At 61.1% G+C, this 24,740-nt stretch carries 26 protein-coding genes and 1 pseudogene; 9 read left to right on the top strand and 18 right to left on the bottom strand.

Features of this window, described 5'->3' with window-relative positions:
- Window positions 1-10: 10 nt before the first annotated feature.
- From AC1RL8_RS08130 to AC1RL8_RS08095, 8 genes are all read right to left on the bottom strand, one after another.
- Entirely contained in the window at window positions 11-754 is a 744-nt protein-coding gene (locus AC1RL8_RS08130; protein WP_492684980.1) for an SDR family oxidoreductase, read from the bottom strand.
- Window positions 755-809: 55 nt separating this feature from the next.
- Complete coding sequence (locus AC1RL8_RS08125) at window positions 810-1,577, bottom strand: glucose 1-dehydrogenase (protein WP_492684979.1); 768 nt, start codon at window positions 1,575-1,577, stop codon at window positions 810-812.
- A 19-nt stretch (window positions 1,578-1,596) separates the two neighbouring features.
- Entirely contained in the window at window positions 1,597-2,715 is a 1,119-nt protein-coding gene (locus tag AC1RL8_RS08120; protein WP_492684978.1) for an alpha/beta hydrolase, read from the bottom strand.
- Window positions 2,716-2,769: 54 nt separating this feature from the next.
- Window positions 2,770-3,024 carry an NAD(P)H-binding protein gene (locus AC1RL8_RS08115; protein ID WP_492685697.1) on the bottom strand — a complete coding sequence of 85 codons (255 nt, stop codon included), beginning with the start codon at window positions 3,022-3,024 and terminating at the stop codon, window positions 2,770-2,772.
- 49 nt (window positions 3,025-3,073) lie between these two features.
- Complete coding sequence (locus AC1RL8_RS08110) at window positions 3,074-3,415, bottom strand: cyclophilin-like fold protein (protein ID WP_492684977.1); 342 nt, start codon at window positions 3,413-3,415, stop codon at window positions 3,074-3,076.
- 229 nt (window positions 3,416-3,644) lie between these two features.
- Window positions 3,645-4,775 carry an MFS transporter gene (locus AC1RL8_RS08105; protein ID WP_492685696.1) on the bottom strand — a complete coding sequence of 377 codons (1,131 nt, stop codon included), beginning with the start codon at window positions 4,773-4,775 and terminating at the stop codon, window positions 3,645-3,647.
- A gap of 399 nt (window positions 4,776-5,174) precedes the next feature.
- Window positions 5,175-5,669 carry a DUF6644 family protein gene (locus AC1RL8_RS08100; RefSeq protein ID WP_492684976.1) on the bottom strand — a complete coding sequence of 165 codons (495 nt, stop codon included), beginning with the start codon at window positions 5,667-5,669 and terminating at the stop codon, window positions 5,175-5,177.
- A 155-nt stretch (window positions 5,670-5,824) separates the two neighbouring features.
- Window positions 5,825-6,394 (bottom strand): hypothetical protein, encoded by a 570-nt coding sequence (locus AC1RL8_RS08095; RefSeq protein ID WP_492684975.1) that lies wholly within the window; start codon window positions 6,392-6,394, stop codon window positions 5,825-5,827.
- Window positions 6,395-6,578: 184 nt separating this feature from the next.
- Here AC1RL8_RS08095 and AC1RL8_RS08090 point away from each other — a divergent pair, with 184 nt between their 5' ends.
- Window positions 6,579-7,493 carry a LysR family transcriptional regulator gene (locus AC1RL8_RS08090; RefSeq protein WP_492684974.1) on the top strand — a complete coding sequence of 305 codons (915 nt, stop codon included), beginning with the start codon at window positions 6,579-6,581 and terminating at the stop codon, window positions 7,491-7,493.
- Window positions 7,494-8,009: 516 nt separating this feature from the next.
- On the opposite strand, the gene AC1RL8_RS08085 is transcribed toward AC1RL8_RS08090, so the two are convergent.
- A complete protein-coding gene (locus AC1RL8_RS08085; protein ID WP_492684973.1) occupies window positions 8,010-8,903 on the bottom strand; it encodes a LysR family transcriptional regulator in 894 nt (297 codons plus the stop codon).
- Between the two features lie 102 nt (window positions 8,904-9,005).
- Here AC1RL8_RS08085 and AC1RL8_RS08080 point away from each other — a divergent pair, with 102 nt between their 5' ends.
- The 6 genes and pseudogenes from AC1RL8_RS08080 to AC1RL8_RS08055 form a co-directional block, all read left to right on the top strand.
- Window positions 9,006-9,227, top strand: a complete 222-nt coding sequence (locus AC1RL8_RS08080; RefSeq protein WP_492684972.1) for a tautomerase family protein — start codon at window positions 9,006-9,008, stop codon at window positions 9,225-9,227.
- Window positions 9,228-9,324: 97 nt separating this feature from the next.
- The gene (locus AC1RL8_RS08075) at window positions 9,325-10,227 is read left to right on the top strand and encodes an NAD(P)-dependent oxidoreductase (protein ID WP_492684971.1); all 903 of its coding nucleotides are present in this window, start codon (window positions 9,325-9,327) and stop codon (window positions 10,225-10,227) included.
- Between the two features lie 26 nt (window positions 10,228-10,253).
- Window positions 10,254-11,219, top strand: a complete 966-nt coding sequence (locus AC1RL8_RS08070; protein ID WP_492684970.1) for a Bug family tripartite tricarboxylate transporter substrate binding protein — start codon at window positions 10,254-10,256, stop codon at window positions 11,217-11,219.
- A gap of 34 nt (window positions 11,220-11,253) precedes the next feature.
- A complete protein-coding gene (locus tag AC1RL8_RS08065; protein WP_492684969.1) occupies window positions 11,254-12,312 on the top strand; it encodes an amidohydrolase family protein in 1,059 nt (352 codons plus the stop codon).
- 31 nt (window positions 12,313-12,343) lie between these two features.
- Window positions 12,344-13,858 (top strand): NAD-dependent succinate-semialdehyde dehydrogenase, encoded by a 1,515-nt coding sequence (locus AC1RL8_RS08060; RefSeq protein ID WP_493196453.1) that lies wholly within the window; start codon window positions 12,344-12,346, stop codon window positions 13,856-13,858.
- A gap of 395 nt (window positions 13,859-14,253) precedes the next feature.
- Window positions 14,254-14,449 (top strand): annotated as a pseudogene (locus tag AC1RL8_RS08055) (IS5/IS1182 family transposase); the annotation flags it as partial.
- Between the two features lie 122 nt (window positions 14,450-14,571).
- Here the strand turns inward: AC1RL8_RS08055 and AC1RL8_RS08050 are convergent.
- From AC1RL8_RS08050 to AC1RL8_RS08030, 5 genes are read right to left on the bottom strand one after another with little or no spacing between them, the layout of a single operon-like run.
- Window positions 14,572-15,789: an arabinose transporter gene (locus AC1RL8_RS08050; RefSeq protein WP_492684967.1), complete on the bottom strand. Its 1,218-nt coding sequence runs from the start codon at window positions 15,787-15,789 to the stop codon at window positions 14,572-14,574.
- Between the two features lie 29 nt (window positions 15,790-15,818).
- Window positions 15,819-16,637: a carboxymuconolactone decarboxylase family protein gene (locus tag AC1RL8_RS08045; protein ID WP_492684966.1), complete on the bottom strand. Its 819-nt coding sequence runs from the start codon at window positions 16,635-16,637 to the stop codon at window positions 15,819-15,821.
- Window positions 16,615-17,109 carry a (R)-mandelonitrile lyase gene (locus tag AC1RL8_RS08040; RefSeq protein WP_492684965.1) on the bottom strand — a complete coding sequence of 165 codons (495 nt, stop codon included), beginning with the start codon at window positions 17,107-17,109 and terminating at the stop codon, window positions 16,615-16,617. The genes AC1RL8_RS08045 and AC1RL8_RS08040 overlap by 23 nt, the downstream gene beginning before the upstream one ends.
- Window positions 17,110-17,142: 33 nt before the next feature.
- On the bottom strand, window positions 17,143-17,553 hold the full coding sequence (locus AC1RL8_RS08035) for a (R)-mandelonitrile lyase (protein WP_492684964.1): 411 nt from the start codon (window positions 17,551-17,553) through the stop codon (window positions 17,143-17,145).
- Between the two features lie 42 nt (window positions 17,554-17,595).
- Window positions 17,596-18,009 (bottom strand): cyclophilin-like fold protein, encoded by a 414-nt coding sequence (locus AC1RL8_RS08030; RefSeq protein WP_492684963.1) that lies wholly within the window; start codon window positions 18,007-18,009, stop codon window positions 17,596-17,598.
- Window positions 18,010-18,212: 203 nt separating this feature from the next.
- Between AC1RL8_RS08030 and AC1RL8_RS08025 the strand changes: the two genes are divergently transcribed.
- Window positions 18,213-19,133, top strand: coding sequence for a LysR family transcriptional regulator (locus tag AC1RL8_RS08025; protein WP_492684962.1), 921 nt, complete (start codon window positions 18,213-18,215; stop codon window positions 19,131-19,133).
- Window positions 19,134-19,185: 52 nt separating this feature from the next.
- On the opposite strand, the gene AC1RL8_RS08020 is transcribed toward AC1RL8_RS08025, so the two are convergent.
- Window positions 19,186-19,506 carry a LysR family transcriptional regulator gene (locus AC1RL8_RS08020; RefSeq protein WP_492684961.1) on the bottom strand — a complete coding sequence of 107 codons (321 nt, stop codon included), beginning with the start codon at window positions 19,504-19,506 and terminating at the stop codon, window positions 19,186-19,188.
- A gap of 411 nt (window positions 19,507-19,917) precedes the next feature.
- On the bottom strand, window positions 19,918-21,336 hold the full coding sequence (locus tag AC1RL8_RS08015; RefSeq protein ID WP_492684960.1) for an FAD-dependent oxidoreductase: 1,419 nt from the start codon (window positions 21,334-21,336) through the stop codon (window positions 19,918-19,920).
- Between the two features lie 171 nt (window positions 21,337-21,507).
- Between AC1RL8_RS08015 and AC1RL8_RS08010 the strand changes: the two genes are divergently transcribed.
- Complete coding sequence (locus AC1RL8_RS08010) at window positions 21,508-22,293, top strand: SDR family NAD(P)-dependent oxidoreductase (protein WP_492684959.1); 786 nt, start codon at window positions 21,508-21,510, stop codon at window positions 22,291-22,293.
- Window positions 22,294-22,299: 6 nt separating this feature from the next.
- Here the strand turns inward: AC1RL8_RS08010 and AC1RL8_RS08005 are convergent, their stop codons facing one another.
- The gene (locus AC1RL8_RS08005) at window positions 22,300-23,220 is read right to left on the bottom strand and encodes a LysR family transcriptional regulator (RefSeq protein WP_492684958.1); all 921 of its coding nucleotides are present in this window, start codon (window positions 23,218-23,220) and stop codon (window positions 22,300-22,302) included.
- A gap of 76 nt (window positions 23,221-23,296) precedes the next feature.
- A complete protein-coding gene (locus AC1RL8_RS08000) occupies window positions 23,297-24,649 on the bottom strand; it encodes an MmgE/PrpD family protein (protein ID WP_492684957.1) in 1,353 nt (450 codons plus the stop codon).
- Window positions 24,650-24,740: the final 91 nt, after the last annotated feature.

Here is a 24,740-nt window from a genome sequence, read left to right as displayed (position 1 = left end):
GGAGCACCCCTTACCAAGGTTGATTTGCTGGCCCGACCGTGAACTCATTGATCGTCGTGTCCTCAGGCTGGTCGATCGCAAAGGCCACGACGTTGGCGATCCGATCCGGCGAAATGCCGAACTTGTCATAGACGCCCTGCATCTGGTCGAGAGACGTCTTGTCGGTGAAGGTCTTCAGCAACTCGGTATTGATGGCTGCGGGGTAGATCGTCGCGGTGCGAATGTTGGAGCCCTCCATGGCGGACTCCATGCGCAGGACTTCCATGAAGTCGCGCACGAACCACTTGGTGCCGCCATAGACGGCGCCGCCCGGATAGGCCTTGAGACCTGCTACCGAAGAGGTGGCGATGACGTGGCCGGACTTCTGCGCCAGGAACTCGGGCAGCACGGCCGCCACCCCATTGAGCACACCCTTAACGTTGACATCGACCATCTGGTGCCACTCGTCGGTCCTGAGCGCGGACAGCGGCGAGTTCGGCATCAGGCCGGCGTTGAGAAACATGACATCCACGCGGCCGAACTTTTCCTTAGCCAGCTTGACGATGGCATCGTTCTCGGACTGCTTGGTGACGTCCAGCTCCTGATACACGGCCTGGCCGCCGTGCTGTTTGATCTCGTCGGCGATTCGCTTCAGGTTGTCTGCCCGTCGCGCGCCGAGCACGACCTTGGCGCCTTGGCTTGCAAGCAGCTTGGCCGTGGCCTCGCCGATGCCGGACGAGGCGCCGGTGATGATGATGACTTTTTCTTTGATCATGTTGTGTTCTTCCTTCTCTTTCTCTGTGTGCAAGCAACGGTTGCCGGCGTGGCCATCAGTACACGGTGAATCCGCCGTCCACAGCCAGGGCCTGGCCGGTGACGAAGGTCGAGCCCGAGCTGCACAGCCAGAGCACTGCATCGGCGATTTCCTCGCCGCGCCCCAGGCGCTTCATCGGCAGGTCGCGCAGCAGGTCATCCATTGACAGCATCCCCTTGTCCAACATGGACGAGACCATCGGCGTGTCGATCGTTCCCGGGCATACGGCATTGACGCGCACGCCACGCGTGGCGTATTCGAGCGCCGCGCTGCGGGTCAGCCCGATCACGCCGTGCTTGGTGCCGTGGTAGGCGGCGATCAGTGCCCTGCCGGTGAGCCCGCCGATGGACGAGCAGTTGACGATTGCACCGCTGCCTTGCTTGCGCATCTGCGCCAACTCGTGCTTCATGCAGGCCCATACGCCGCGCAGGTTGATGGCGCTGATGCGGTCGTAGTCCTCGATGGACTGATCCGCGATCTCCGAAGCGGGAATCTGGATGCCTGCGTTGTTGAACGCGGCGTCCAGACGCCCGAAAGCGGCGACGGTGCGTTCCACCATGGCGGCGACCTGCGCCTCGTCGGCGACGTCGCACATCACGCCGATTGCCTTGCCGCCCTCCGCGGTGATCTGGTCCACGGCCTGCTGCAAGGCAGCTTCGCTCACATCCGACAACGTGACGGCTGCTCCAGCCTTGGCGAATGCGCGCGCCGTATGGAGGCCCATGCCGGAGGCCGCGCCGGTGACCAGCGCGACCTGCCCTTTAAAGTCGTAGGAAATGTTCATGTGCATTCCCCGAAGCTGATCAGCGGTGCAGGTACTTGTTGAAGAACCTGGTCATTGCATCGAAGGGAATCTTGTCCACGCGGTCGTACAGATCGACGTGGCTGGCGCCCTTGACGATCAGAAGTTCCTTCGGCTGCGCGGCGGCCGCATAGGCGGTTTGGGCGAAATAGAGCGAGTGGGCTTTCTCTCCGTGCACGAACAAAATGGGGCGCGGCGAAATTTCCTTGATGTAGTTCAGGATCGGCATGTTCATGAACGACAGCGGCGTGGTGATCGTCCAGGCGTTGCCGGAGTTGACCGCCCGCGGGTGGTAGCCGCGTGGCGTCATGTAGTAGTCGTGGTAGTCGACCATGAACTGCGCTTCGCCGCCCTTCAGTTCCTTGTTGTAAGGCGGCTGGTACGCCGGCTTCTCGCTCGCAGCGTCCTCCCAACGCTGCCGGCTCAGCTGCTCCAGCGTCTGCGCGCGCCGCTCGGAAGTCACGCTGTCGTTGTAGCCCTTGGACATGACGCGCGTCATGTCATACATGGTGCTGGCGACGACGGCCTTGACGCGCTTATCCGCAGCCACAGCGTTCAATGCGAAACCGCCCCAACCGCAGATCCCAATGACGCCGATGCGCTCGCGATCGACGTAACGTTGGAGGCCGATGAAATCGACCGCCGCCATGAAATCCTCGGTATTGATGTCCGGCGAGGCGACGTTGCGCGGCTCGCCGCCGCTTTCCCCGGTATAGGAGCCGTCGAAAGCCAGCGTGGCGAAGCCTTGCTCGGCCATGATCTGCGCGTACAGGCCCGAGGACTGCTCCTTCACCGCGCCGAACGGGCCGCCGACGACGATTGCCGCCAGCCGCTGGTTCTGCCGGTTCTTCGGCAAGTACAGGTCAGCCGCGAGGGTGATGCCGTAGCGGTTCTTGAAGGTGACCTTCTGGTGATCGACCTTCTCGCTCTTGGGGAAGACCTTGTCCCATTCCTGCGTCAGCCGCAGGCCGCTCGCCGCGTTCGTGGGCGAAGGCGTTTGCGCCAACGCCGTCTGGCTCCCGAGGGTCGCGGCCAGGCCAGCAAAGATGGCACCTTGGGCGAAGCCCTCTAGGGCCGTGCGCCGTCTGATATTCGTGATTTTCAGGGTCGCTTCGTTCATGACTTTCTCCGTTGTGTGCTTGGTGAATAGGCCGGCAGGGTCAGTAGCGTTCGCTCAGCGGTACGCTGCTGGCCTGTCGCCGTCGGTTTTGGGCTGGCTGATGCCCGAGTTCTGGTTGGCATGAAGCTGCGGGTTTTTCACGATCTCGGCGATGAGCCAGCCAATGCTCGCGCGTGAGGTTTCCGTGCCCTTGTAGACCTCGCCTTTGCGGGCCAACTGGAACTCTTCGGTCGGCTTGTCGTTCAGCCACAATGGGTGCAGAACGGCATAGGTCAGTCCCGACTGCGCGGCGACTTCCGCCGCCTTCAGGTTGATGGGACATACGGGCCAACCATCCGCTTGCCTCAGGCATTGAGCGTTAGTTCTTGGAGAACGTTATCCGCGCAGTGCCTCTGCCGAGTGCCTGTGCTAGGCCAGCAGGGTCGTCCAAACGGCCAAGGCGGGTGTACGAGTAGGACGAGTTGAAGGTCAGATAGAAGACGACCAGGGTTCGCGCCCCATACAACATCAGATCGCCGGTGGCGATCGTGCCTGGCCTGCTGGCATTGGTCGGCAGCGGCTTCGGCAACTCCGCGTGCTTCTCGTTGTCGTTGAGATCGGGCATGTCGATCGTGAGCGGCAGCATGGCGGCAAAGGCGCGGGCTGCTTCGGTGTCTGCCAGGGTAATAGCGAAGCGGCGTTCGCCGACGGTCATCCACATGCGAGATTCCTCCGGTTGGACGATTACCGCCGCAGTGGCGGTGGGAGCTGCAGAGGCTCCCGGCTGGGCAGCGTCACACCCGCCGAGGACGAATAGACCGCACAGCAGGCTCAGCGGTCGTATGGCCCTCAAGCTGCGCGTGGGGCGATGCTCAATCGCCGGTTGGTGGCCGACGTTGCGAGGGGTACTGGGGCTCGTGGCCATAGGTTCTCCTGGTGTGACGTGCGGCTTAGACCGCTTGCCGGACTTGCGAACGCGAGGTCAGGAAGGCGAGGAGAGCCGCGAACAGCAGCACGGCGGCACTCGCCATAAAAGTGCTGCGGTAGCCCGTCGAGTCGAACAGCAGGCCGCCTACGGTCGAGCCCAGGGCAATCGCCAACTGGATCACCGCCACCATCAGGCCACCTCCGGCCTCCGCGTTGTGCGGCATGGCTTCAGCAATCCAGCTCCACCAGCCTACCGGGGCCGAAGTCGCCATCAGGCCCCACAGCCCCAGCAGCACCACGACAGCCGCGACCCGGACTCCCGTGGGAATCAACGCCAGGGCGATAAGTGCCATCAGGATTGGAATGACGATCAGCGTGCTGTACAGGCCACGCTTAAGGATGGAGCCAATCAGCGCCGTGCCGACGAAACCAGCCACGCCAATCACCAGCAGGATGAGCGACAGCGTGGACACGCTCACGTGCGTCACTGTTTCGAGGAACGGGCGCACGTAGGTGAATAAGGCGAACTGGCCCATGAAGAAGGCGCCGCATGCGGCCATGCCCAAGGCAACGGGGCGACTGCCCAGCACCTTGAACACGTTGCCAGAACCCGGCGGGCGCTGCTGCGCCCGCATGGCTGGCAGACTGATCCACTGCCAGGCCAGAGCAACCGCCGCCACCGGCACCAGGCAGAAGAAAGCGCCACGCCAGCCCATGACGGAGCCGAGGTAGCTGCCCAGCGGAGCGGCAATCACCGTCGCCAGCGCGTTGCCGCCATTAAAAATTGCCAGCGCACGCGGCACCTGGCTGACGGGCACCAGGCGCATGGCCGTCGCCGCAGACATGGCCCAAAAGCCGCCGATGACTATGCCGATGAGCGCACGACCAACCATGTAGATCAGGTAGTTCGGCGCCATCGCCACCACGGCGCCGGACACAGCCATCAGCGCCGTCAACGCCAGCAGCAGCGTCTTTCGGTTCATGCTGCCGGCCAGCGCGGAGATCGACAGACTGGTCAGCACTGCGAATGCGCCAGAGATCGCAATGCCCTGGCCCGCCATCCCCTCAGTAACGTGGAGATCTGTAGCGATCGGCGTCAGCAGACTAACCGGCATGAACTCGGATGCAATCAGTGCGAAGACGCACAGCGACATCGCAAACACACCACTCCAGTTGGCGGGCTTAGCTTCGGCGCCGTGTTGGGCAGAAAAGGTAGCTGCCTGAGTCTCACCTGCTTGAATCGTCATGAAATTCTTCGTTCTTTGCCCGGATGTCTGTGGGAAACGCCGCACTGTCCAGCGAGCACGGCAATAGGAGGGGATGCGTGCGGCGACAAAGTCGACGCGGGCTATGAAGCTCAAGGCTCGGCGTCTTGGCCAGCCCAAGGGCATCGGCATGGACTACTTCATTCCTTGAATGTTGGGGCTTGGAAGTCAGCTTTACTAGCTAATGCAATCTTCTATGCAATATTAGCCCCACTAATCAATCATCTAGAAATGCCGTTCTGGTCGAACAACAGACAGAGGTTGGAGTCGATCCCGACGCTCCGAGGATCACGTGTAAGCGAGGAGCCGGCCAGCGAAGATCACGCCAGTCCATGCGATCAGTGACACGCGTGCCCCAACGCGGGCGGCGAACGGGGTCGCAGCGGCATCCGTCCATTCATTGACGCGGCGGTAGATGCCGCAGTGGAACACCAGCACGTTGAGACAAGCGAGGATCAAGAGGCCGAGCTTCCACGGCGCAGCTCCGGTGCCAGCAACCACGGTCGCCTGCGCGCTGAGCAGTGCGATGCCCGTGATAATGACGATGGCAAAGCCGATGTGGGAGATGGGCAGCAGATTGCGCGCGGCTGTCGTTACGGACACGACGCGGCGTCCGACTCCCAGCAACCGAAGGTCGAAGGTGAAAGCCGGACCGACAAGGAGAGCGATCCCAAGAATATGGCTGGCTTCAAGCACGGGATAGAGGTATTCGGCGCTCCGCACCGCCTCTCCGAGCGCAGAGCCTTGCAACAGCTTCAGCAACGAGTTGAGCAAGTCGGGCATAGTCCGTTCAATTCCGCTCGGTGCAGTGGCGCAGGCGGCGTAAGCCGCCCGTATTTGCTGCGGCGACGATGATCCCGAACACGGCCCACATCACCCAACCTCCGGAGTCTTGCACTGCGGCTTCTGGCCTGCTGGTTGCATCTGTCGCAGAAGCCTTATCTCGGCAGCGGCGCTCGTACCGGGAGCGCGTTACCGAGCACCTGGTTCACAGACACTGCGTCATGCCCGTACCAGAACACAACCGGCCGAAACAGACTGTCGTCTGTCCGATTGATGTAGCCGACCGCCTGGAAACGCTCCCCGATCTTCAGCGCACGACCCAGACCCCACCTGCCCGACCACGACGGCGGCGCAATGATGATCTCCAGCTTCTTGTGGGGGCCCTTGTACGAGAGAGCGGCATTGACCCGGATACTGTCCTCGGGATCTTGCAACTCCTTTGGAATCGTCAGCTTGGGGGCGCGGGCAGGCAGGTTGCTGTCCAGAGTTACATCGAAGAGCGAGTGTGGATTACCCCAGACACCATCCGAAGAGACCGTTCCCGCGATGTAGATGAGGTGGTCCGTGTTGAAGCCAGGCCACCCGTGATGCGCGAACGCCGGCAGGACCGGCAGAAGCGAGGCCAGCGGTGCCGCCGCCAGTGCCGCAACGCCGCGGATCACGCTCCGGCGCCCGCGCGATACGGTTTCATCCCCATGGATGCGTATTCGGTCGGCATTTGCCATTCTTCTCTCCGCCTTCATCGGTTGCGTCACGAAACCGGCAGGGCTTGCATCTTGGCCAGCCCGGGGGCATCGGTATCGACTTCATGCCTGGGATGCTCGGGGTTGGAAGTCAGCTTGACTAGCTAATGCAAACTTCTAGGGCATATCAGCTCAATTAATCAATCAGCCCAGTAAAACTGCCGTCATGCTCAAACGCAACCTCAACGATCTCCTTTCTTTCGTGACGGTGGCGCGGGAAGGCAGCTTCACGCGCGCCGCCTCGCTGCTGGGCGTCACCCAATCGGCCCTCAGCCAAGCCATCAGCGGCCTGGAGGCACGGCTGGAGATTCGGCTGCTCACGCGTACCACGCGCAGCGTGTCGCCCACCGCTGCCGGCGAGCGTTTGCTCAATGCCATCGGCCACCGCTTCGACGAGATCGATGCGGAACTGGATGAACTGACAGAGATGCGGGACAAGCCGGCCGGCACGGTGCGCATCACCTGTGGCGAGCACATTCTTCGGACGACGCTGCTGCCCAAGCTCACGCCCCTGCTGCTCGAATACCCCGACATCAAAGTCGAGTTCGACATCAACTATGGATTCCGGGACATTGTGGCTGACCGCTTTGATGCGGGCGTGCGTATGGGCGGCACCATCGACAAGGACATGATTGCAGTGCCGATCGGGCCGCAGTTGCGCATGGCGGTTGCCGCCTCGCCTGCGTATTTCGCTGCGAATCCCATGCCCAAGGGGCCGAGCGACCTGATGAATCACAATTGCATCAACATGCGTATGCAGACTGCAGGTGGTCTCTACATCTGGGACTTCGAGCGCCGCGGCCGGTCGCTGAATGTGCGGGTGGACGGGCAACTCATCTTCAACACGTCGCCCAGTATGGTGGATGCGGCGGTGGCAGGACTGGGCATTGCATTCTTGCCCGAAGACGAGTTCGCACCGCACCTTGAGGAAGGTCGACTGGTGCGCGTGCTGGAGGACTGGTGCCCGCCGTTCTCGGGCTACTACCTGTACTACGCGACCCGCCGACAGCCCTCCCCCGCGTTTTCGCTGGTAGTTAACGCGCTGCGCGTGACACCCCCGCCAAGCCCGAAGCGGCGCTAATCCGAATCAACTGGCGGCGGCGAAGCCAGTCCGCGCCGTGGGTGAGGCCGAATGGGCCTGCGAGCCTGTGGCTACCGGGTTATCGTCAATCGTTTTTGACCACACCAGAGCGCGGCGCGCTCAGCAAGCTATCGAGTCGATGTTCGACGAACCACGCTTGCCACTTGCTGACCCGCTGCAGCGTGACGCGCAGGGCTCTGCGACCACCTTGCCGTCTTGCACCGCAATGCCAAGGCCTTGAGCACCTCACACTCGGTGGCCGTCAAAATCAGTGTCGCTTTGGGGCTTCCGCCCACAGCAGTCTCGTCGAGTACACACGGCACACGACAAACCTCGGTGCTCAAGAATGGGTCACCGAATTTCCAACTCCACACGCGCTAGGGGATGCCGCTACGCGATTGAATAGTCAGACTGTCTGATAGGAAGACGTGCAGCAGGGCAAATGCGTCGAAGGATTCGGACAGACTGGCGCGAAGAAGCACACGCTTCCGGCCGCGGCGGAGGAATGATCAAGTCTCAAGTGCGATGGCGCAACGCGTCGATCACAATCTGAAGCGCACGCGAGGGCTGACGCCGACTCGGGTAGTAGGCATGATGTCCGGGAAAGATGGGATACCAGTCTTCCAGTACCTGTTGCAACTGCCCTGCTTCCACATAGGGCAACACCAGATCTTCCGGGACATAGGCCAGTCCATAGCCCGCCAAGGCAGCGTCCCTGGTCTGAAAAGCGCTACCAAAAGTGAACTGTCCATCCACACGGACTTGCATCTCCCTCTTGCCCTGGCGCAATACCCACGCCAACACGCCACCGCTCGTAGGAAGCCGGTGATTGATGCAAACGTGATCCACAAGCTCTTGCGGTGTCGTCGGAGATTTCCGCCGCGCAAGATACGATGGGGCGCCAACAATCACCATTCGACGATCCGGTCCGATACGTACGGCAATCATGTCCCGTGCGACCATGTCACCCCAGCGCACGCCAATATCGAAGCGCTCCGCCACGATGTCCGTCAACGCATAGTCGGAGACCACTTCGACCTTGATGTCGGGGTAGGCATGCATCGTCTTGGCCAACTTCGGCCAGACCAATGTGTTCGCAGCGTAGTCGGTCGCGGTGATCTTGATGGTCCCCGCAGGCTTTTCTCGCGAATCCACTAGCGCGGCCAGCGCCGCTTCGATCTCTTCGAAACGCGGAGCCACAGTTTGCAACAGACGCTCGCCCGCCTCTGTAGACGAGACGCTGCGAGTGGTACGCGTGAGCAATCTGACACCCAGTCGCTCCTCCATTGTGCGGATGGTGTGACTGAGCGTCGATTGCGAAATACCCAACTGAGCTGCCGCCCGGGTAAAGCTGCGTTCGCGGGCTACGGCCACGAAAGAGACTAGGTCGTGTATGTCTTCGCGTGCCATTTCTTCGACAGATCGATAAGTGCATGCGGATTCTGCCAGCTAGTCGCGGCATCTGTGCACTCCTACATTTGGTGCGTTCCCCATGCACTAAAAGGAAATCGAATGCCCCACGTAGTCGTGAAGATGTACGCCGGTCGCACCCAACAGCAGAAGGAAAAACTGGCGAAAGAGTTGACGCGCGTGGTCATGTCCACATTGCAATGCCCGGAAGAATGGATTTCCGTCGGCATTGAGGACGTCGCCCCGTCCGACTGGGTTGCGCTGGTACATGAACCGGACATCCTCGGAAAGCCCGACACGATCTACAAGAAGCCCAATCACTGAGTACTGCCGGACGCGCGTTGCGGGCTGTATTGATGCCGAACCCAAACAAGGCAGGCATTGCCACGCCCGAAGACGAAATATTTCAATAGGAGAACGCATGAACAAAATCAATCGCACCGAAACCGTAGGCTTCATTGGCCTCGGAATGATGGGCTATCCCATGGCCACCAATATCCTAAAGAAAGGGCGATCCTTGGTGGCTTACGACATTCTCAAGGAAACGTTGGATGGCATCTGCAGCCTCGGCGGCCGTGCCTCCTCCGGGCCTGCGGATGTGGCCAGGCAGGCAAGCATCGTCGTGTCGATGGTAGATACCACTGCACAGGCGGAGGAGGTCATCGTCGGTCCTGGAGGGCTGATTGAAGGTATGCGAGAGGGCGACGTGATCATCTCGATGAGCACGATTGATCCGGCAGTACTTCGCGCGATGCATGCGAAGCTCGCCACCAAGGGTATCGGCCTGATCGACGCTCCGGTGAGCGGCATGCAGAAAGGCGCGATCGCTGGCACGTTGAAAGCATATGTGGGAGGAAGCGCTACCCATCTCGAGAAGTCCTTGCCAGTACTCGAAACGATGGCATCCGAGATTGTGCATTTCGGGCAGATCGGTCAGGGCACGACGATGAAGCTTATCAACAACATGCTGTGCCAGGTGGGATGGGTACTCTGCGCGGAGGCCCTGGCGCTCGGGACCAAGGCTGGACTCGACCCCAAGTTGATGGTCGATTCAATCCTGCGGGCTACTGGGAACAGCGTGGCGTTCGAATACATGGCACCGCGGGTTCTCAAGCGCGACTTTGACGGCATTCGCTTGGACATCACCTACAAGGACGTGGAGCTGCAAACCCAGCTTGCGAAGTCGCTGAAGGTGCCTCTACTAATGGGCAATCTTGCACAGCAGGTGTACCAGATTGCCCGCGCGGCCGGCCTCGGCAACGAGGACGGCGTCGCGGTGATGAAAGTTTACGAGCAACTCGCCGACGTCGTCGTGCGGGGATAACTAAGGGCTTGCGAGGAGACAAAAATATGAAGAAAACAGTCTTGATGCGCGGCTTGACCGTGCTCGTGACCAGCGTGGCTGCAACACTACCCGCGTGGGCACAGAACTATCCCACGAAACCCATCCGCATCATCGTTCCCGTCCCGGCGGGCGGCGCCATGGACATGACGACGCGTCTGGTAGCGATCAAGATGAGTGAGAAGCTGGGTCAAAGCATCATCGTGGACAATCGGCCCGGGGGAGATACGGTCCTCGGCACTCGTTTGGTGAAGGACGCGCCCGCAGATGGCTATACCATTCTTGCGCAATCGAACGTTTTTTCATCGCAGCCAGCCCTGAAACTGAACCCCGGCTACGATCCCCTCAAGGACTTCATCCCGCTGGGCCCGATGGTTCGTGGTGCCGTCGTTGTAGAACTTGGCGCGGCGCAGCCGGACAAGACACTCAAAGACTTCCTGGCGCGAGCAGGTACGTCACAGTTGTCCTATGCCTCGCCTGGAATAGGTAGCTCCCCTCATCTCGCTGCGGCGATGCTGATGAAGAAGGCTGGAGTGACCGTCATGCATGTTCCATACAAGGGCGCAGCAGCAGCTTATCCCGATGTCATTTCCGGGCGTGTCGGCCTAATGACCGACGGCTATGCTGGCAGCGCCCCCTACATCAGCTCCGGGAAAATGCGCGCCCTTGCGGTCACCGGCTCATCCCGCATCAGCGTTCTGCCGAACGTGCCGACCCTGGTCGAGCAGGGCATCGATATGACCTACTCCTACTGGCTAGGCCTGATCGTAAAAGCCGGCACGCCGAAGGAGGTCGTCGAGAAACTCTCCGAAGCGCTGAAGTACGCGACGAGCAGCAAGGAATTGGTGGACCGGTTTCACGCGGACGGCGTCGACCCGTCATTCATGACCCCGGCCGAGTTCCGCGAATACGTCGCGAAAGATGTGGCCGACTCCTCCAAGCTCATTGAGGAGCTCAATATTCCCAAGGAGTGAAGCATCCGAGGTTTGAAGAGGGCGAAGAAAAAGCATGAGTGATTCAACTGATCCGGGCGTGTTCGGCAGCCCGCGCGTCCCTAACGAGGAGTGGCTCGCGAAGGCGGAGTCCGAAGTTGCCCTTGAGCCGGACCTGCCGATTGTCGATCCACACGTCCACTTCTGGCATCACGGCGGAAATAGGTACTTCGTCGAGGATTTCGCGAAGGACGTGGCGACGAGCGGGCACAAAATCGAAGCCACAGTCTTCGTCGAATGCAGCACGATGTATCGCGTAAGCGGGCCAGACAACCTGAAAGCTGTCGGGGAAACCGAGTTTGCCGTTGGGCAGGCTGCGATGGCCGCCAGCGGCCGCTACACGTCAGTCCACTGCGCCGCGGCAATCGTTGGCTTCGCCGACCTAACCCTTGGAAGCTTGGTGCGCGAGACTGTCGATGCGCATATCGAGGCTTCCAACGGACGGCTTCGCGGCATCCGGCAGCGCGCCAAGTGGGATCCTGATCCCGTAGTGCGGGGTTCCTTCTGCGCGGATGGCCCGGGCTTGTACCTTCGACCTGAGTTCGGCGAGGGTATTTCGCTGCTCGCTGAGAAGGGTTTGCTTTTCGAAGCGAGCATCTTCCACCCACAGATCCGCGATGTCGCGGCGCTGGCGCGGGCGCATCCGAACGTGAGCATCGTGCTGGTTCATACAGGCAGCCCGGTAGGCTTTTCCTCCTACCACGGAAAGGAGGCCGAAATACGTGCGTCCTGGTTGAGGGACATGAAGCATCTCTCACAATGCCCGAACGTTTCGGTCAAGCTAGGCGGGCTACTAATGTGCTTAGGTAACTTCGATTTCACCTCCGCCGCGAAGCCCCCCTCCTCTGAAGAGCTGGCATCGCTATGGCGACCGTACCTCGAACCTTGCATCGAGCTATTTGGTGCCGGCCGCTGCATGGTGTCTTCAAACTTCCCTGTGGAAAAGGCAGGCATGACATACGGCGTTCTATGGAACATGTTCAAGAGGATCACGGCCGGGTGCTCTGCCGATGAAAGACGGCTGCTTTTTTCGGATACCGCCAAACGCCTCTACCGTCTGGACAGCAACTGCTGAGACGGATGCCGGCAAGACGACTGCACAAACATTGAACAGACTCGATCTCACTCTAGAAATCTCGTCTGACAAAAACGAAACTGACAAATCAATGAACACCGAAAAACGCTTACCTTATCCGCGCATTGGACTGTTCATCGACGGCGGTTGGACCTTCCAAGAAACGTCACAACTCGAGGTGCGCAACCCAAGTGATGAGAGCAGTCTCGCGACCGTTCCGCACGCCAGCCCAGACGATCTCTCACGCGCGATCGCGTCCGCCGAACGAGGTTTCAGGCTATGGCGCGATACGCCCGTTCACTCGCGTGTCCAGGTGATCCATCGTGCGCTGGAGCTGCTTCGGTCTCGTCGCAAACTCGTGGCCAGCACGATCACTCAAGAGCATGGAAAGCCGCTTGCCGACGCGGAGGCGGAAGTTGATCGCGCGATCAGCTTCTTCGAATGGGATATGGCAGAAGCCCCGCGAACTTACGGAATGATCCTTCCGACAGAGCCGGGGATGCAAAAGCTGATCGTGCGCCAGCCTATCGGACCTGTCGCCGCATTCACCCCATGGAACGTTCCACTCAGCGCGCCGGCACGCAAAGTCAGTGGCGCCCTTGCGGCCGGGTGTTCCATCATCCTCAAGGCGGCGGAAGAAACACCCGGAGCCGCCGTTTTGCTAGCTCAGTGCTTCGAAGAAGCAGGACTGCCAGCTGGCGTACTGAACCTGGTGTTTGGTGACCCTGGCTACATTTCGTCCACACTCATCGCATCACCCTCCGTTCGCATGGTGACATTGACAGGATCCGTCGGCGTTGGGAAACAGATCACACAGCTAGCCGGAGCAGCAATGAAGCCGGTCCTGATGGAACTTGGCGGCAATGCTCCCGTTCTAGTCTGCGAGGATGTAGACGCCGCGAAGCTTGGACGCCAGGCTGCAGTGGCAAAGATGCGGCTTGCGGGGCAGATCTGCGCTTCGCCCACACGCTTCCTTGTTCACCGAAAAGCGTATGAAGCATTCGTAAACTCCTTTGCCGCTGCGGCGCAGCAGATTCAGGTTGGTGACGGATTCGACCCACATAGTCAGATGGGACCGGTCGCGAACGCGCGGAGGTTGGCCGCCCTGCAGACCATTGTCGAAGATGCGAAGGCAAGAGGAGCTCGCATCGCCGCTGGCGGCCATCGCATCGGCAGCCGGGGATATTTTTTTGCCCCCACCCTGATTGCCGAAGCGCCCATCGACTCGGATTCGATGCAAGTCGAGCCATTTGGCCCCCTCGGAGCCTGCGTAGCATTCGACCACCTCGATGAGGCGCTCGAGATCGCGAACAGCTTGCCCGTCGGCCTATCCGCTTACGCCTTCACAAACTCCCTGCACGAAGCCGACCGGATTGGACGCGAGCTGGAATGCGGTGTGGTATCCATCAACCATTTCGGCGCTGGCGGTGCAGACACCCCGTTCGGGGGGGTCAAGGACAGCGGGATCGCCCGAGAAGGAGGCCCTACCAGTTTGGAGGCGTATACCGTATCCAAGACTCTCTTACAGAGCACTGCACGCGTATAGGCCAATACCCTTGGCGTTGATGGCCTAGCCGTCGAGCGTCGTTTCGGGTTTTTCACCAAGCATGACTTGCCGCAAACAATCTTCGATCGAGTGAGCGAGTTGCAAACGCATGCCCCTGCTGACTAGATCAAACTAGCGAGGCGGCAGCAGCGCGAGACCATTGCGCCACCTCAGCGAGGCCCCGAGCCGGCCTTGCTGAGGCATCCTCATTCCCCACAGTCCGTCAATCGACTACAGGCCGTCCACAGATCATCCAACGCGAACAGCTTGACGACACTCCCCATCTTCTTCGCTTGGCCATATTGGCGGGCGTTGTCGCATGACCTCGCGGGATTGGCTCCCGATCATGGTTAGGCTAGAAAAATGAGCAGGCCACTGCGGGCGAAGTACCGCACCGCTCAATCTGGAAGAAGTGGATCGGCTATTACCGCCGCAGCCTGGTGGAGACCAAGACGGGGTGCTTCAAGAGACTGGGAGAGCGCGTGATCGCGCGGGGCCTCCGAAGGCAGGAAACCGAGTTTCAGGTACGGAGGATCGATCCTCGACAGGTGCACGAATCTGGGAGCGCCTGAGACTGTGCACGTGGCATAGCCGCGTCTGGGGTAAGGGAAGGTTCGCCTGAAGTTCGGGTTATGCAACAGCGCTCATGCTGACTCCCAAGTCCTTGATCTGTAAGGCTAGCCGCTGAATGATTGAATGGATACCTACAATTGCTATCCGACACGCGATGCGAGGCCTGGCGCGATCCCGCGGGCCCGATGAGAACCTAGCCATGCCGCGATCGGTATGGCGCAAAGCGCGAGCAGCGCGGTGATGAGAAAGATCTGTGCTAGCCCGATCACATTGGCAAGCAGTCCCAGCAGCGGCACGAACAGGCCGAGCGCCAAGTCGATGAAGGCCGTGTAAACACCCATGGCGAGTCCTCGCGCCTCTACCGGTGCCCGAGCGACGGCCTCCATACCGAGGCCCGGATACACCAGCGCGTAGCCGAAGCCCGCCATGGCCGACCCGAAAAAAGCGAGCCACGCATAGGGGGAGAGCCAAATGAGGGCGAGTCCCGCGCTGTGGATGGCGATGAAGATCATCGCGGTGCGCGCGCCGCCAAGGCGATCCGGCAATGGACCGAAGAAGACACGCGCGACCATCAGGGCGACGGCAAATGCGGTGAAGGACAACCAAGCCGGTTGCCAACCCTTCTGGACAAACAGCAGCACGCCAAACGCCGTGATGATGCCGTAACCCAGGCTGGAAAAAGCCATCGCCACTCCAGGCATCCAAACCGCTTTCAGAACCTGTTTGATAGCCTTGCGGCTTTGCGGCGCGGGTCGAGTAGCGGGAATAGAGACGACCAACAACCAGGTTGCCGCGGCGCCGGCAAGTGTTGCCCATCCGATCGACACAAAACCGAAGGTCGCATACAGAAAACTCCCCGAGGGTGCGCCCAGGGCCAAGCCGACGAACATGGCCGTGCCGATCCACGCGATCATCTTGCCCACGTTGCCAGCGCCCGCGAGCGACAGGCACCAGCTTTGCGCGCCAATCATGATGAAGCTTTCGGCGCCACCGAGCAGCACGCGGCCTACGATCAGGATCGCGATCGACAGGATGGGATCGCCAGAGACTAGCGTCGACACAAGGTAAAACAATCCAGCGAGCGCTGCCAATGCGACGCCCGCCACTACAGCAAACTTGGGGCCCCGCAGGTCTGAAACCGTCCCAGACCACAGCCGACAAAGCAGCGCCGCGGCGAACTGCGCACCCGAAACGAGGCCCACGACGAATGCGCTGAAACCAAGATCGCCGTGGATATGCAGCGGCAAGGCGGGCAGTGCCGCACCCGTGACGAGGAATACAACGAACACGCACGCCATCAAGGACAGTAGAGTGCGATCGATAGGCGAATCCGAAAATTGGGCGACGGTCACTCGCATTGACTTTCTGCCGGGCCAACCCAGCCGCATCATGACGCGGGCTCTTGCTTCTTCCCGGCAGGAAGGGTTGCCAGGTGCCGCGCCAACGCTTCGTTCGCGCGGCGAGCTGTTTGCGCGTCCATGCGCGCGGCCAGCACCTGGGTGAGCTGACGCAGTTGGCCCGCTGTGAGGCCCACGTTCATGCTGATGCGCATGTGCGCCTGCAATTGCGACTCTGCACCGGTCAATGCCGACAGCATGCCCACGGTGGCCAGTTCGCGGCTTTGCCAGTCGAGGTTGTCGCGCTCGAAGATATCGCCGAACAGGTGCGTGCGGAGATATTCGTTCGCCGTGGGCGCGAATTCGAACAACGGTCCTTCGACCGGAGCGCCCGACAGCTTGGTCTGATTGGCCATTCCAGCGGCCAACAGCGCGTCGCCCTTCGGGATCGGACGGCTGGGCGCATTGCCGGGCGCATCCTGCATACCGCGCTGCTTGCGCATCTCAAGCACCTTCATCAACTCGCCCAGCGCATTGAGGCTGCGCGGAAAGCCAGCATAGGCATAGAGTTGCACCAAGATTTCGCGGGCGTCGCTGACCGTCATACCGGCATCCAGCCCATTGTTCAATGCGGCATTCAGCTTGGCGATGTCGCCCGCCGCGCCAAAAGCCGCGATGGGCACGATGGCCTGTTGGCGGGCGGTGAGGGTTTCGGAAGCGTTAGATGCGCTGGCTGGCATCTGATTCATCTGTTTGATCTCCTGCGTATCGGCGGCCAGGCTCGCCGCTGAGGCCAATCCCAGGGCCAAAGCAAGCGCGCCGGAAAAAAAAGGCGCCCTACGACGCTCAACGGGCGTTGTATTGCTCATCGGTGACTTTCTCCATCCATGTAACGTTCTTGCCATCCATCGTTCCTGTGACAGCCAAGTGGGTCATAGCGACCGCGGGGGCGGCTCCGTGCCAATGCTTGATTCCAGGCGGACACCACACCACGTCGCCAGGACGAATTTCTTGGATGGGTTTGCCCCATTCTTGCGTCAGGCCTACACCCGAAACCACCACGAGGCGCTGCCCTGCGGGGTGGGTATGCCAGGCTGATCGCGCGCCGGGCTCGAAGGTGACGAGACCGCCAGAAGCATTGATGTTCTTGTCGGCGGGCCAGACCGGATCGACCCGCGCACGGCCGGTAAAATAGTCCACTGGCCCGGCGACCGAAGATTGATCACCCGCGCGGGTGATCAGTTGGGCGCCAGCAGTTGTGGTCGCCTGAGGCTCGGCGGCCATGGTCACGGCCGCCTGCAAGGCGGCAGCGCACAGAGCCATTCTGAAGAGAGAGTGCATGAAGATTCTTTCTTGATGGTGATGCAAAGCGGCTCAGCCGCGCGCAGGGCCGGCGAGATATTGCGCGTCGATGACGTGCTCCATCCACTCGACGTTCTTGCCATCCAGTGCTTCCTGGATCGCAATGTGGGTCATGGCGGTGGTCGGCGAAGCCCCATGCCAATGCCGATGGCCAGGTGGGCACCAGATGACGTCGCCCGCACGGATCTCGACGATGGATTCGCCTTCGCACTGCGTCCAGCCACAGCCAGCGGTGACGATCAGCGTTTGCCCTAGCGGATGGGTGTGCCAAGCCGTGCGTGCGCCCGGTTCGAAGGTGACGGAGGCGCATGAGACACGTGCCGGCGCGGATGGGTTGTTCAAGGGGTCAATGCGGACCATGCCGGTGAACCACTCGGCTGGCCCTTTGATGGAGGGTTCAGTTCCAGCACGTTTGAGCTCCATAGTGCGTTCTTTCAATACTGAGGGTAGACAACGTCTAGCGCGTCAATCTTTCCCGGCGACTTCGATGTGCGCGCTTAGAGAGCCGTGAGTTCTCAATATCTGAAGGTCGCCATCGATGTGACCGAGCCTGATGAGGCCAGCGGAGTACCCGAAATCTCGATAGAAGATGGCGAGATTTCCCCAGGGGGCGTAGAAGGCAATATCACCAGATGAAGGCGTCACGCCTGCTGGTGCTCCCGCCGTAGAAATTTTCTTGGACAACTGCGCGATCTTCTCGGTGGAGGCATAGTCTTCGAGTTCCAACGTCAGCGGCAACTGAGAAAGAAATTCGCGAGCAGCGGCACTCTCCTCCAGGGTCGCCGAGAGCACTTGATCGTTGATCGTCAAATGGATATTCATAGGACCAGTTCCTTGCATCGAAGTTGCCGATAGCTGCTTCGCAATGGTGTGGATCACATTTGCCTCCTCTTGATATCAACAATGGTCTGCGCCGAAAAGTTCTGCAAAGTCCTACCCGTCCTCATGGGCGGCTGCCCACTGGAAGGACGTTCGAAATTCACGCTCTCAACCAAGCCACACGCCTATATGAAACTGTATGGCGCGCATCATTGGTTGAGAAGACGGTGAAATTGAGATACGGTTGTGCAGAAAATTCACCAATGGCAAAAGAGAACCTTCATGACCTGCAAGCCTTCGTGACGGTGGCCCGTGAACGCAGCTTCACCCGCGCGGCCGCACAACTGGGGCTGTCCCGCTCGGCGCTTAGCCACGCCATGCTTGCGCTGGAACGCCGCTTGGGCGTGCGGCTATTGACACGCACGACTCGTAGTGTCTCGACAACGGAAGCCGGAGCGCGGCTGCTGGATACCGTTGCACCTCGGCTCGATGAAATCGAACTGGAGCTGGGCGCGCTCAGCGCCATGCGTGACAAGCCTGCCGGCACGGTACGCATCACTGCACACGACCACGCCATCGCCACCGTGCTCTGGCCTCGGTTGCTGCCCATGCTGCAGGGATACCCCGATATCAGGCTCGAATTCAGTGTGGACTACGCGTTCACCGATATCGCAGCGCATCGCTTTGATGCCGGCGTACGCATTGGCAACCGCGTTGACAAGGATATGGTTGCCGTGCGCATCGCGCCAGATCTGCGTATGGCGGTGGCCGGGTCGCCTGAGTACCTGGCCGGCAAACCGATTCCCACTACGCCCCATGATCTGACCAGCCATCGCTGCATCAATCTTCGTCTTCCCACTCACGGCAGCCTGTATGCCTGGGATTTCGAAAAGGATGGACAAGAACTTAACGTGCGGGTGGATGGTCAGACCGTGTTCAACAACACATTTCTGATGCTCCAAGCAGCATTGGACGGCATGGGACTCGCTTACGTTCCTTTGGATTTGATGCAGCCACATATTGCGGCCGGCCGGCTTGTGCCAGTTTTGCAAGATTGGTGGCCTCTGTTTCCCGGCTATCACCTGTACTACGCCAATCGGCGCCAGCTCGCACCAGCGCTGGCACTGTTGATCGAAGCATTGCGCTATCGCCGGGAAAAGCCAGCACGCAAGTCAAAAAAATAGGCCCGAGACCTCTCAAGGACCATGGGGCCGCGCAGCACCAGGTCAGCAGTATTCATTCCACATTTTCCCTTGCGTCCAACGCGGCCGTGGCGAGTTCGGGGGCCGCGAGCTGCCCGTGCAACAGCTGTAGTCTTTCCAGGATCAGCGCTCCGTGGCACACCAGCAGTTCACCCGCAGCCGTGATGCGCAGCCCCCGATGGTCCCGAACAAACAAGCGCTGACCCAGTGCATCCTCGAGCGCGCTGAGCCTTTCACTCGCTGCTGAAATGGAGCAGTGCGCCCGTCTCGAGGCGGCGGAGAGCGAACCGGTCTCCGAGCACAGCACCGCCAGCCGCAGTGACACCAGGTCAATTTTCGCGAGATTGAATTGCATGCCGTGGCAGGTCAGATTCGAGAGCGCCTGGCCTGCCCATGCCCATCGGGAACGCTCGTGGTTTCTGAATGCGCACGGCTGCAGCGCTCACGGGAGGGGCGTTACAAATGGCGAGCCTCGGGGCACCCCATGCGCGGTCGAGGTCATCGGTTGCGCATCTGCCAGCCGGGCCTGAACAGCCTGGAACTAGCGGAGGCGGGAGATCCTGCCCATGCCGTTTTCTGACCTCTAAAAGGCAGGTACGCAGAAAAGCCATCTGATGCTCCATGCGGCACAGCGCCGTGCGTCGATGAAAAATATTCTACGCCAAGTTTCGAACAAAAGCACCAGTTCCACTGTTTGAAACCACAAACCGAGAACGAAATTGCCGACCGGGGCGGTCGGTAAGGAGGTGCAGCGCTTGCGATTTGACTAGCCTGTCACGAGGTTGTGCAGGATGTCGTCAGCCGCCCGCAGCGCGAATACGGTGGAACGAGTGAGCCCCCCCACGTAGGCCACCTGCTCCAGAACGCCGCCCTCCACGCCGCCAGCCGCACAGCCAGCCGCATACAAGCCCGTCATGGGCTCGTTCGACGGATTCAAAACGCGTCCCTCTGCATCGACAGCGATGCCGCCCATGGTGTACGTGATGCCGGCACACAGCTTTACAGCATAGAAAGGTGCTTGGCGGATCGGCCACGGTTGGTGGCTACCGGCACTGCGCCGAGGCACGAGTGATTCCGTGGCGGCGACATCCACCGCCGCGTTGTAGTTCGATACGGTCCGCTCCAACATCTCGGCCGGCAAGCCCACCTTCGCAGCCAGGCCGCGCAGGTCCGGCGCCGTGTGCAGAGTGCCTCCATTTGTAACTAGCGTTGGGTTGGCGGAAATCAAGTACTCGCGGCCCGGGCCGTTCCAGATCGCGGAGTCGAAGATCACCGTTGTGCCCAGCGGATCGATCTGGCGGGCGATGGCGTTCGCCATCGTCACGCCGCCTAGGCCTTCATCGAGAAAGCGTTGGGCAGTGACGTCGACCACCACGCCTGCCGCACACACCAAGTCCATCATCGGGAACGGCCACAGGTCGTCGTTTGTCATCGCCTCCTGCGCGAGCACATGCCCGTAGAAGCGGTCAAGGCCTGTGAGTTGCGCGCCGGCTTCGCGCGCCATGCACAAGCCATCGCCGTTGCCGGTGCGAGCGTTGCGCTGCATGAGCTTCTCAGGGGCGGGGCTGATGAATTCGCGCAGGAGGTCCAGGTTGGAGTGAAAGCCCCCGTCGCAGATCACCACCGCGCGTGCCGCGATCTCGATCAAGCTCGATTCCTGCTCAGCCCGAAGACCAACACACTTGCCGTCCTGCATGACGAGTTGCTTCGCGCGCGTCCCTCGGAGGATCTTTCCGCCCGCCTTCTCCAACTCACCAGCGAGGGTGCGCAGCATCACATCACCGCCGCGACCCTCCCAGTAGTTGCGGCCCTTGGTTGAGATGGGCGGTGCAAGCGTGTGCTTTCGGTACGACTCGTGGCCAACCTTGATGAAGCGCACGCCCTTTTTTTTCAGCCATTGCGCGGCCTCACCGATGTCACCGGACAACGCGTTCACCACGTCGTCGCGCGCGGTGTCGCCCATGCGCTTCATGATCGCGTCTCGAATGATCTTAGGGTCATCCGCCACGTCCTGGTGCGCCACGTGAAAGGCGCCGCCCGCGATGCGTGTATTGCAGGGGTACTTGTCCTGCGAGCCTTGCTCCAGCACGACGGCTTTCACACCCTGCTCAGCCAGCCGCAGGGCGGTGACCAGCCCGGCGATTCCGGCGCCGACTACCACTGCATCCGTTTCGATCCTGTTCATAGGTTTCCCGTTTTTCTATTGAGGGGCAATGCTAGGGAGGCAGCTCCCTTTCTGGTGCGACCGGACTCTTGAAGCACTTTCAACTACAGCTTGTGAATGCGGGGTGCAATTGCAGCCGTCGACTCCTATCCTTCGGGTCACGGTTCAATAATCAATGCAAGGAGCAGCAAAGTGCGCTTGAAGAACAAGATAGCGGTGGTGACGGGCTCGGGTTCCGGGCTCGGAAAATCCATCGCGACGCGTTTCGCCGACGAGGGGGCCACCGCCATCATCGTGGATCTGAACGAGCAAAGCCTGACGACGGCCGTCGCCGAGATCGAAGCTCGTGGCGGTAAGGCGCAGGGCTATCGCGTCGATGTGACAGACCAGCGCGCGCTGCGCGACTTCATGGAGGAACTCGTCGACACGCACGGCCGTATCGACATCCTGGTCAACAACGCTGGCATCACTCGCTACCGTGCTTTTGGAGCCGTGGGCCCCGAAGACTGGGACGCCGTGCTTGGCTTGGATCTGAAAGCTGTGTTCTTCTGCGCGCAGGCTGCATCCACTTACATGCTGCGCCAGCAATACGGCAAGATCGTGAACATCTCGTCCAGCTTGGGCACCGGCACCACGCCGCACGTGGGATCGCTGAGCGCCGGCGCCGCAGCCCCTTACGCTTCTGCCAAGGCGGCGGTGATCCAGCTCACCCAGATCCTTGCCCGCGAACTGGGGCCGACCGGTATCAACGTCAATTGCGTGGCGCCGGGCTTCTTCCTCACACCGCTCACTGGCGCTGCGCGCAACCCGCAGGAGGTAGAAGAGCACATCCGCGTGCGCACCGAAGCGGCGGTACTCAAGCGGCCGGGCAAACTCGAAGAGCTGGCGAACGTAGTGCTGTTCCTCGCCTCGGACGAATCGAGCTTCATCACAGGCGAAACGATTCGCGTCGACGGCGGTCGCACTGACCGAATGTAGCGTGCCCTATGCGGGCGCGCGCCCCTGCAGGTCTGGGTGTGTGCTGAGAACGTGGTGGATGTAGTCCGATAGCACCCGAATCTTCTGCGGCACATGCTTGCGTTGCTGCATGTAGATCGACCAACTCAGATCCCCCTCGACCAGTCCATCGAGGACAGTCTCGAGCCGTCCCGAACGCAGGTATGGCGCGACGCGGTACATCGTGATGAGGCCAATGCCAGCGCCGCTCAGGATCGCTTCGATGAGACTGTCGCCGTCGTTGGTGACTAGACTCGCACGCACGTCACTCACCACGACTTCGTCACCGCGCAGCAAGCGCCACGGCCTCACGGTATTGGTGATCCAGCTGCGTAGGTCAATCCGCCGATGTCGCGCCAGATCCTCAACGGCCATCGGCCTGCCGTACCGCTGAAGATATGCCGGTGAAGCTACGAGCACGAAAGGCGAAGTCACAACACGGCGGGCCACGAGGTTCGTGTGCGGCAACGGATGCGGCAAGATGCCCAGGTCGATGCCCTCGCCCACGATATCGGGAATACGGTTCTGCACCAACAGGTCCACCGACACGCGCGGGTATTTTTCGAGGAAGCGCCCGAGCGAGGGCGCGATGAAGCGCGACCCCATGCCTACAGGTGCCGCGAGCCTCACCGTGCCGACCACTTCCTGCGACGAGTCGCGCATGCGTTCTACCTCTGCATCGATCGAGCCGATCGCTGTCACACAGGTCTCGTAGAAGCTCTTTCCTTCCTCGGTCAAGCTGATCCTGCGCGTGCTCCGATTGAACAGACGCACGCCGGTCCACTCTTCCAGTTGCTTGACCTGGATGCTCGCGCCCTGCGGCGTGATGCCGAGTTCGCGCGCGGCGCGGCTGAAGTTGCCCGTCTGCACGATACGGATGAAGGTGGTGATCCCACGGACGTTCTGCATGGATGGCCTGGAAAGTTCAGTAGGAATGGCGACGAATGCAGCATACGCGCGCTTCTCGCGCCGCGTATTCGGGCAGTCACTGGTCTTCGCAGAGCATGTCAACCAGCATCGCTGCCTTCGGTAGACGATCAGCCGCGCGCAGTACTTTCAGCGCATCCCTGGCAGCCGCCGCACCTCGCCATTCCTCGTAAGCCATGATGAACTTTGCTTCCACTTCTCCATCGGATGCGCGGTTCATCGCGTGTCCCTTAGGCCAGTCCTGTGCGCGTCTGAGGACGCTTCCATCGCGCGAGCGCACGGTGAAGCGGATCGCCAGTTTTTCAGGGAACTGCGCCGTGAGCTGCGATGAACGCACGACGCGTACCTTACGCGCGAGGGCGAGCGTGACCGGGTCGACCAACCGGTCAGGCGCGTACGTAGCCGCCGACAGTCGTCCGTCCATCAAGGCCGCCGCCACCGTGAACGGCAGGCTGTGATCGGCTGTCTCGCGCGTGGTCGGCGCCCAGCGCTGCGCATCACCTGCCACCATGTGGAACGCAGCGTCGTACGTTTCCACGTCGATGGATTCGACGTCCTCCGGCTTCAACTGTGCGCGGAGCGCAAGGATCGAGTCGATCGCTGCTTGCCCGTGGTAGCACACTGGATGCAGCTTTAGGTGCGTCTCGACAATGCGCGGTGCCGCGCGCTCGCCAACCGTCCAGTCGAAGCGGCCGACGACTTCAAAGAGGCCGCCTTCACCTTCGACCACTGCTGTGGGGCCGGCCACGCCTTCGGCAGCCAGCATCGCAGCGAACACTCCGTTTCGCGCACCGTTCGGACCCGCGCAGCCCTTCCACTCCGACAGCGTGCCCTTGCGCACGTTGTACAGATGCACGTTCGGCGCGAGCGCGAGGGCGATGGCTTCGCCGATCCGTTCCTCGCTCAGCCCCAGCAAGCGACCGACTCCGGCCGCGGTGCCCACCGCCGCACACGTCGCCTGGTCTACGCCATGATCGCGCAAAGCCACTGCGTCGCACAGGCCGCAATACAGCTCGTAGGCCACCACTAGCGCCGCGGTCAGCGCCTCACCACTGCGGTCCATGGCCTCAGCCGTCGCGACCAGCGCACCAATCATGTCGCTCGGGTGACCGGCGTTGCGGCTCATGTATGTGTCGCTGAAGTCGAGGTAGCGCAGGGTCGTGCCGTTTGCAAAGGCTGCCATCTCGAGCGACGCGCGCTGGCCGCTACCCCATAGCCGCGCGTTCCGCGGGCCCGTAAAGCGACTCGCGAAGCCGCGGATGTGCTCGCAGAAAGGCTCACGGTACGCCGCGATCGCGCTGGCCGCCGCATCTACCAGCCGCAGCCGGCATTCGTGCAGGCTATGCGCGTCAAGGGATCCGAGCTTGAAGGCGTGGGAGTAGCGCGCAAGCCGCTGTGTGGTCAGGTCCATGTGCTCTTTTTCCTGGATGGTGATCGACCCGTCCGGGGTCAAGCCCTTCCGAGCCTAGGGGCACAGCCGCCTCGCTTGAACGAAAGCGGAT

The organism is Variovorax sp. GW822-FHT04E09, from assembly GCF_058800845.1.
The sequence above is the reverse complement of the archived record's forward strand: the minus strand, read 5'-3'. Positions and strand labels throughout refer to the sequence as shown.

Bases quoted from the DNA above. Each gene is read 5' to 3' on its own strand.
- AC1RL8_RS08025 (WP_492684962.1), top strand. From the start codon at position 18,213: ATGGCAAAAGAGAACCTTCATGACCTGCAAGCCTTCGTGACGGTGGCC.
- AC1RL8_RS08120 (WP_492684978.1), bottom strand. From the start codon at position 2,715: ATGAACGAAGCGACCCTGAAAATCACGAATATCAGACGGCGCACGGCC.
- AC1RL8_RS08065 (WP_492684969.1), top strand. From the start codon at position 11,254: ATGAGTGATTCAACTGATCCGGGCGTGTTCGGCAGCCCGCGCGTCCCT.
- AC1RL8_RS08090 (WP_492684974.1), top strand. From the start codon at position 6,579: ATGCTCAAACGCAACCTCAACGATCTCCTTTCTTTCGTGACGGTGGCG.
- AC1RL8_RS08095 (WP_492684975.1), bottom strand. From the start codon at position 6,394: ATGGCAAATGCCGACCGAATACGCATCCATGGGGATGAAACCGTATCG.
- AC1RL8_RS08070 (WP_492684970.1), top strand. From the start codon at position 10,254: ATGAAGAAAACAGTCTTGATGCGCGGCTTGACCGTGCTCGTGACCAGC.
- AC1RL8_RS08000 (WP_492684957.1), bottom strand. From the start codon at position 24,649: ATGGACCTGACCACACAGCGGCTTGCGCGCTACTCCCACGCCTTCAAG.
- AC1RL8_RS08105 (WP_492685696.1), bottom strand. From the start codon at position 4,775: ATGTCGCTGTGCGTCTTCGCACTGATTGCATCCGAGTTCATGCCGGTT.
- AC1RL8_RS08035 (WP_492684964.1), bottom strand. From the start codon at position 17,553: ATGGAGCTCAAACGTGCTGGAACTGAACCCTCCATCAAAGGGCCAGCC.
- AC1RL8_RS08110 (WP_492684977.1), bottom strand. From the start codon at position 3,415: ATGTGGATGACCGTCGGCGAACGCCGCTTCGCTATTACCCTGGCAGAC.
- AC1RL8_RS08050 (WP_492684967.1), bottom strand. From the start codon at position 15,789: ATGCGAGTGACCGTCGCCCAATTTTCGGATTCGCCTATCGATCGCACT.
- AC1RL8_RS08125 (WP_492684979.1), bottom strand. From the start codon at position 1,577: ATGAACATTTCCTACGACTTTAAAGGGCAGGTCGCGCTGGTCACCGGC.
- AC1RL8_RS08100 (WP_492684976.1), bottom strand. From the start codon at position 5,669: ATGCCCGACTTGCTCAACTCGTTGCTGAAGCTGTTGCAAGGCTCTGCG.
- AC1RL8_RS08020 (WP_492684961.1), bottom strand. From the start codon at position 19,506: ATGCAATTCAATCTCGCGAAAATTGACCTGGTGTCACTGCGGCTGGCG.
- AC1RL8_RS08075 (WP_492684971.1), top strand. From the start codon at position 9,325: ATGAACAAAATCAATCGCACCGAAACCGTAGGCTTCATTGGCCTCGGA.
- AC1RL8_RS08005 (WP_492684958.1), bottom strand. From the start codon at position 23,220: ATGCAGAACGTCCGTGGGATCACCACCTTCATCCGTATCGTGCAGACG.
- AC1RL8_RS08080 (WP_492684972.1), top strand. From the start codon at position 9,006: ATGCCCCACGTAGTCGTGAAGATGTACGCCGGTCGCACCCAACAGCAG.
- AC1RL8_RS08040 (WP_492684965.1), bottom strand. From the start codon at position 17,109: ATGCACTCTCTCTTCAGAATGGCTCTGTGCGCTGCCGCCTTGCAGGCG.
- AC1RL8_RS08015 (WP_492684960.1), bottom strand. From the start codon at position 21,336: ATGAACAGGATCGAAACGGATGCAGTGGTAGTCGGCGCCGGAATCGCC.
- AC1RL8_RS08130 (WP_492684980.1), bottom strand. From the start codon at position 754: ATGATCAAAGAAAAAGTCATCATCATCACCGGCGCCTCGTCCGGCATC.
- AC1RL8_RS08085 (WP_492684973.1), bottom strand. From the start codon at position 8,903: ATGGCACGCGAAGACATACACGACCTAGTCTCTTTCGTGGCCGTAGCC.
- AC1RL8_RS08045 (WP_492684966.1), bottom strand. From the start codon at position 16,637: ATGAGCAATACAACGCCCGTTGAGCGTCGTAGGGCGCCTTTTTTTTCC.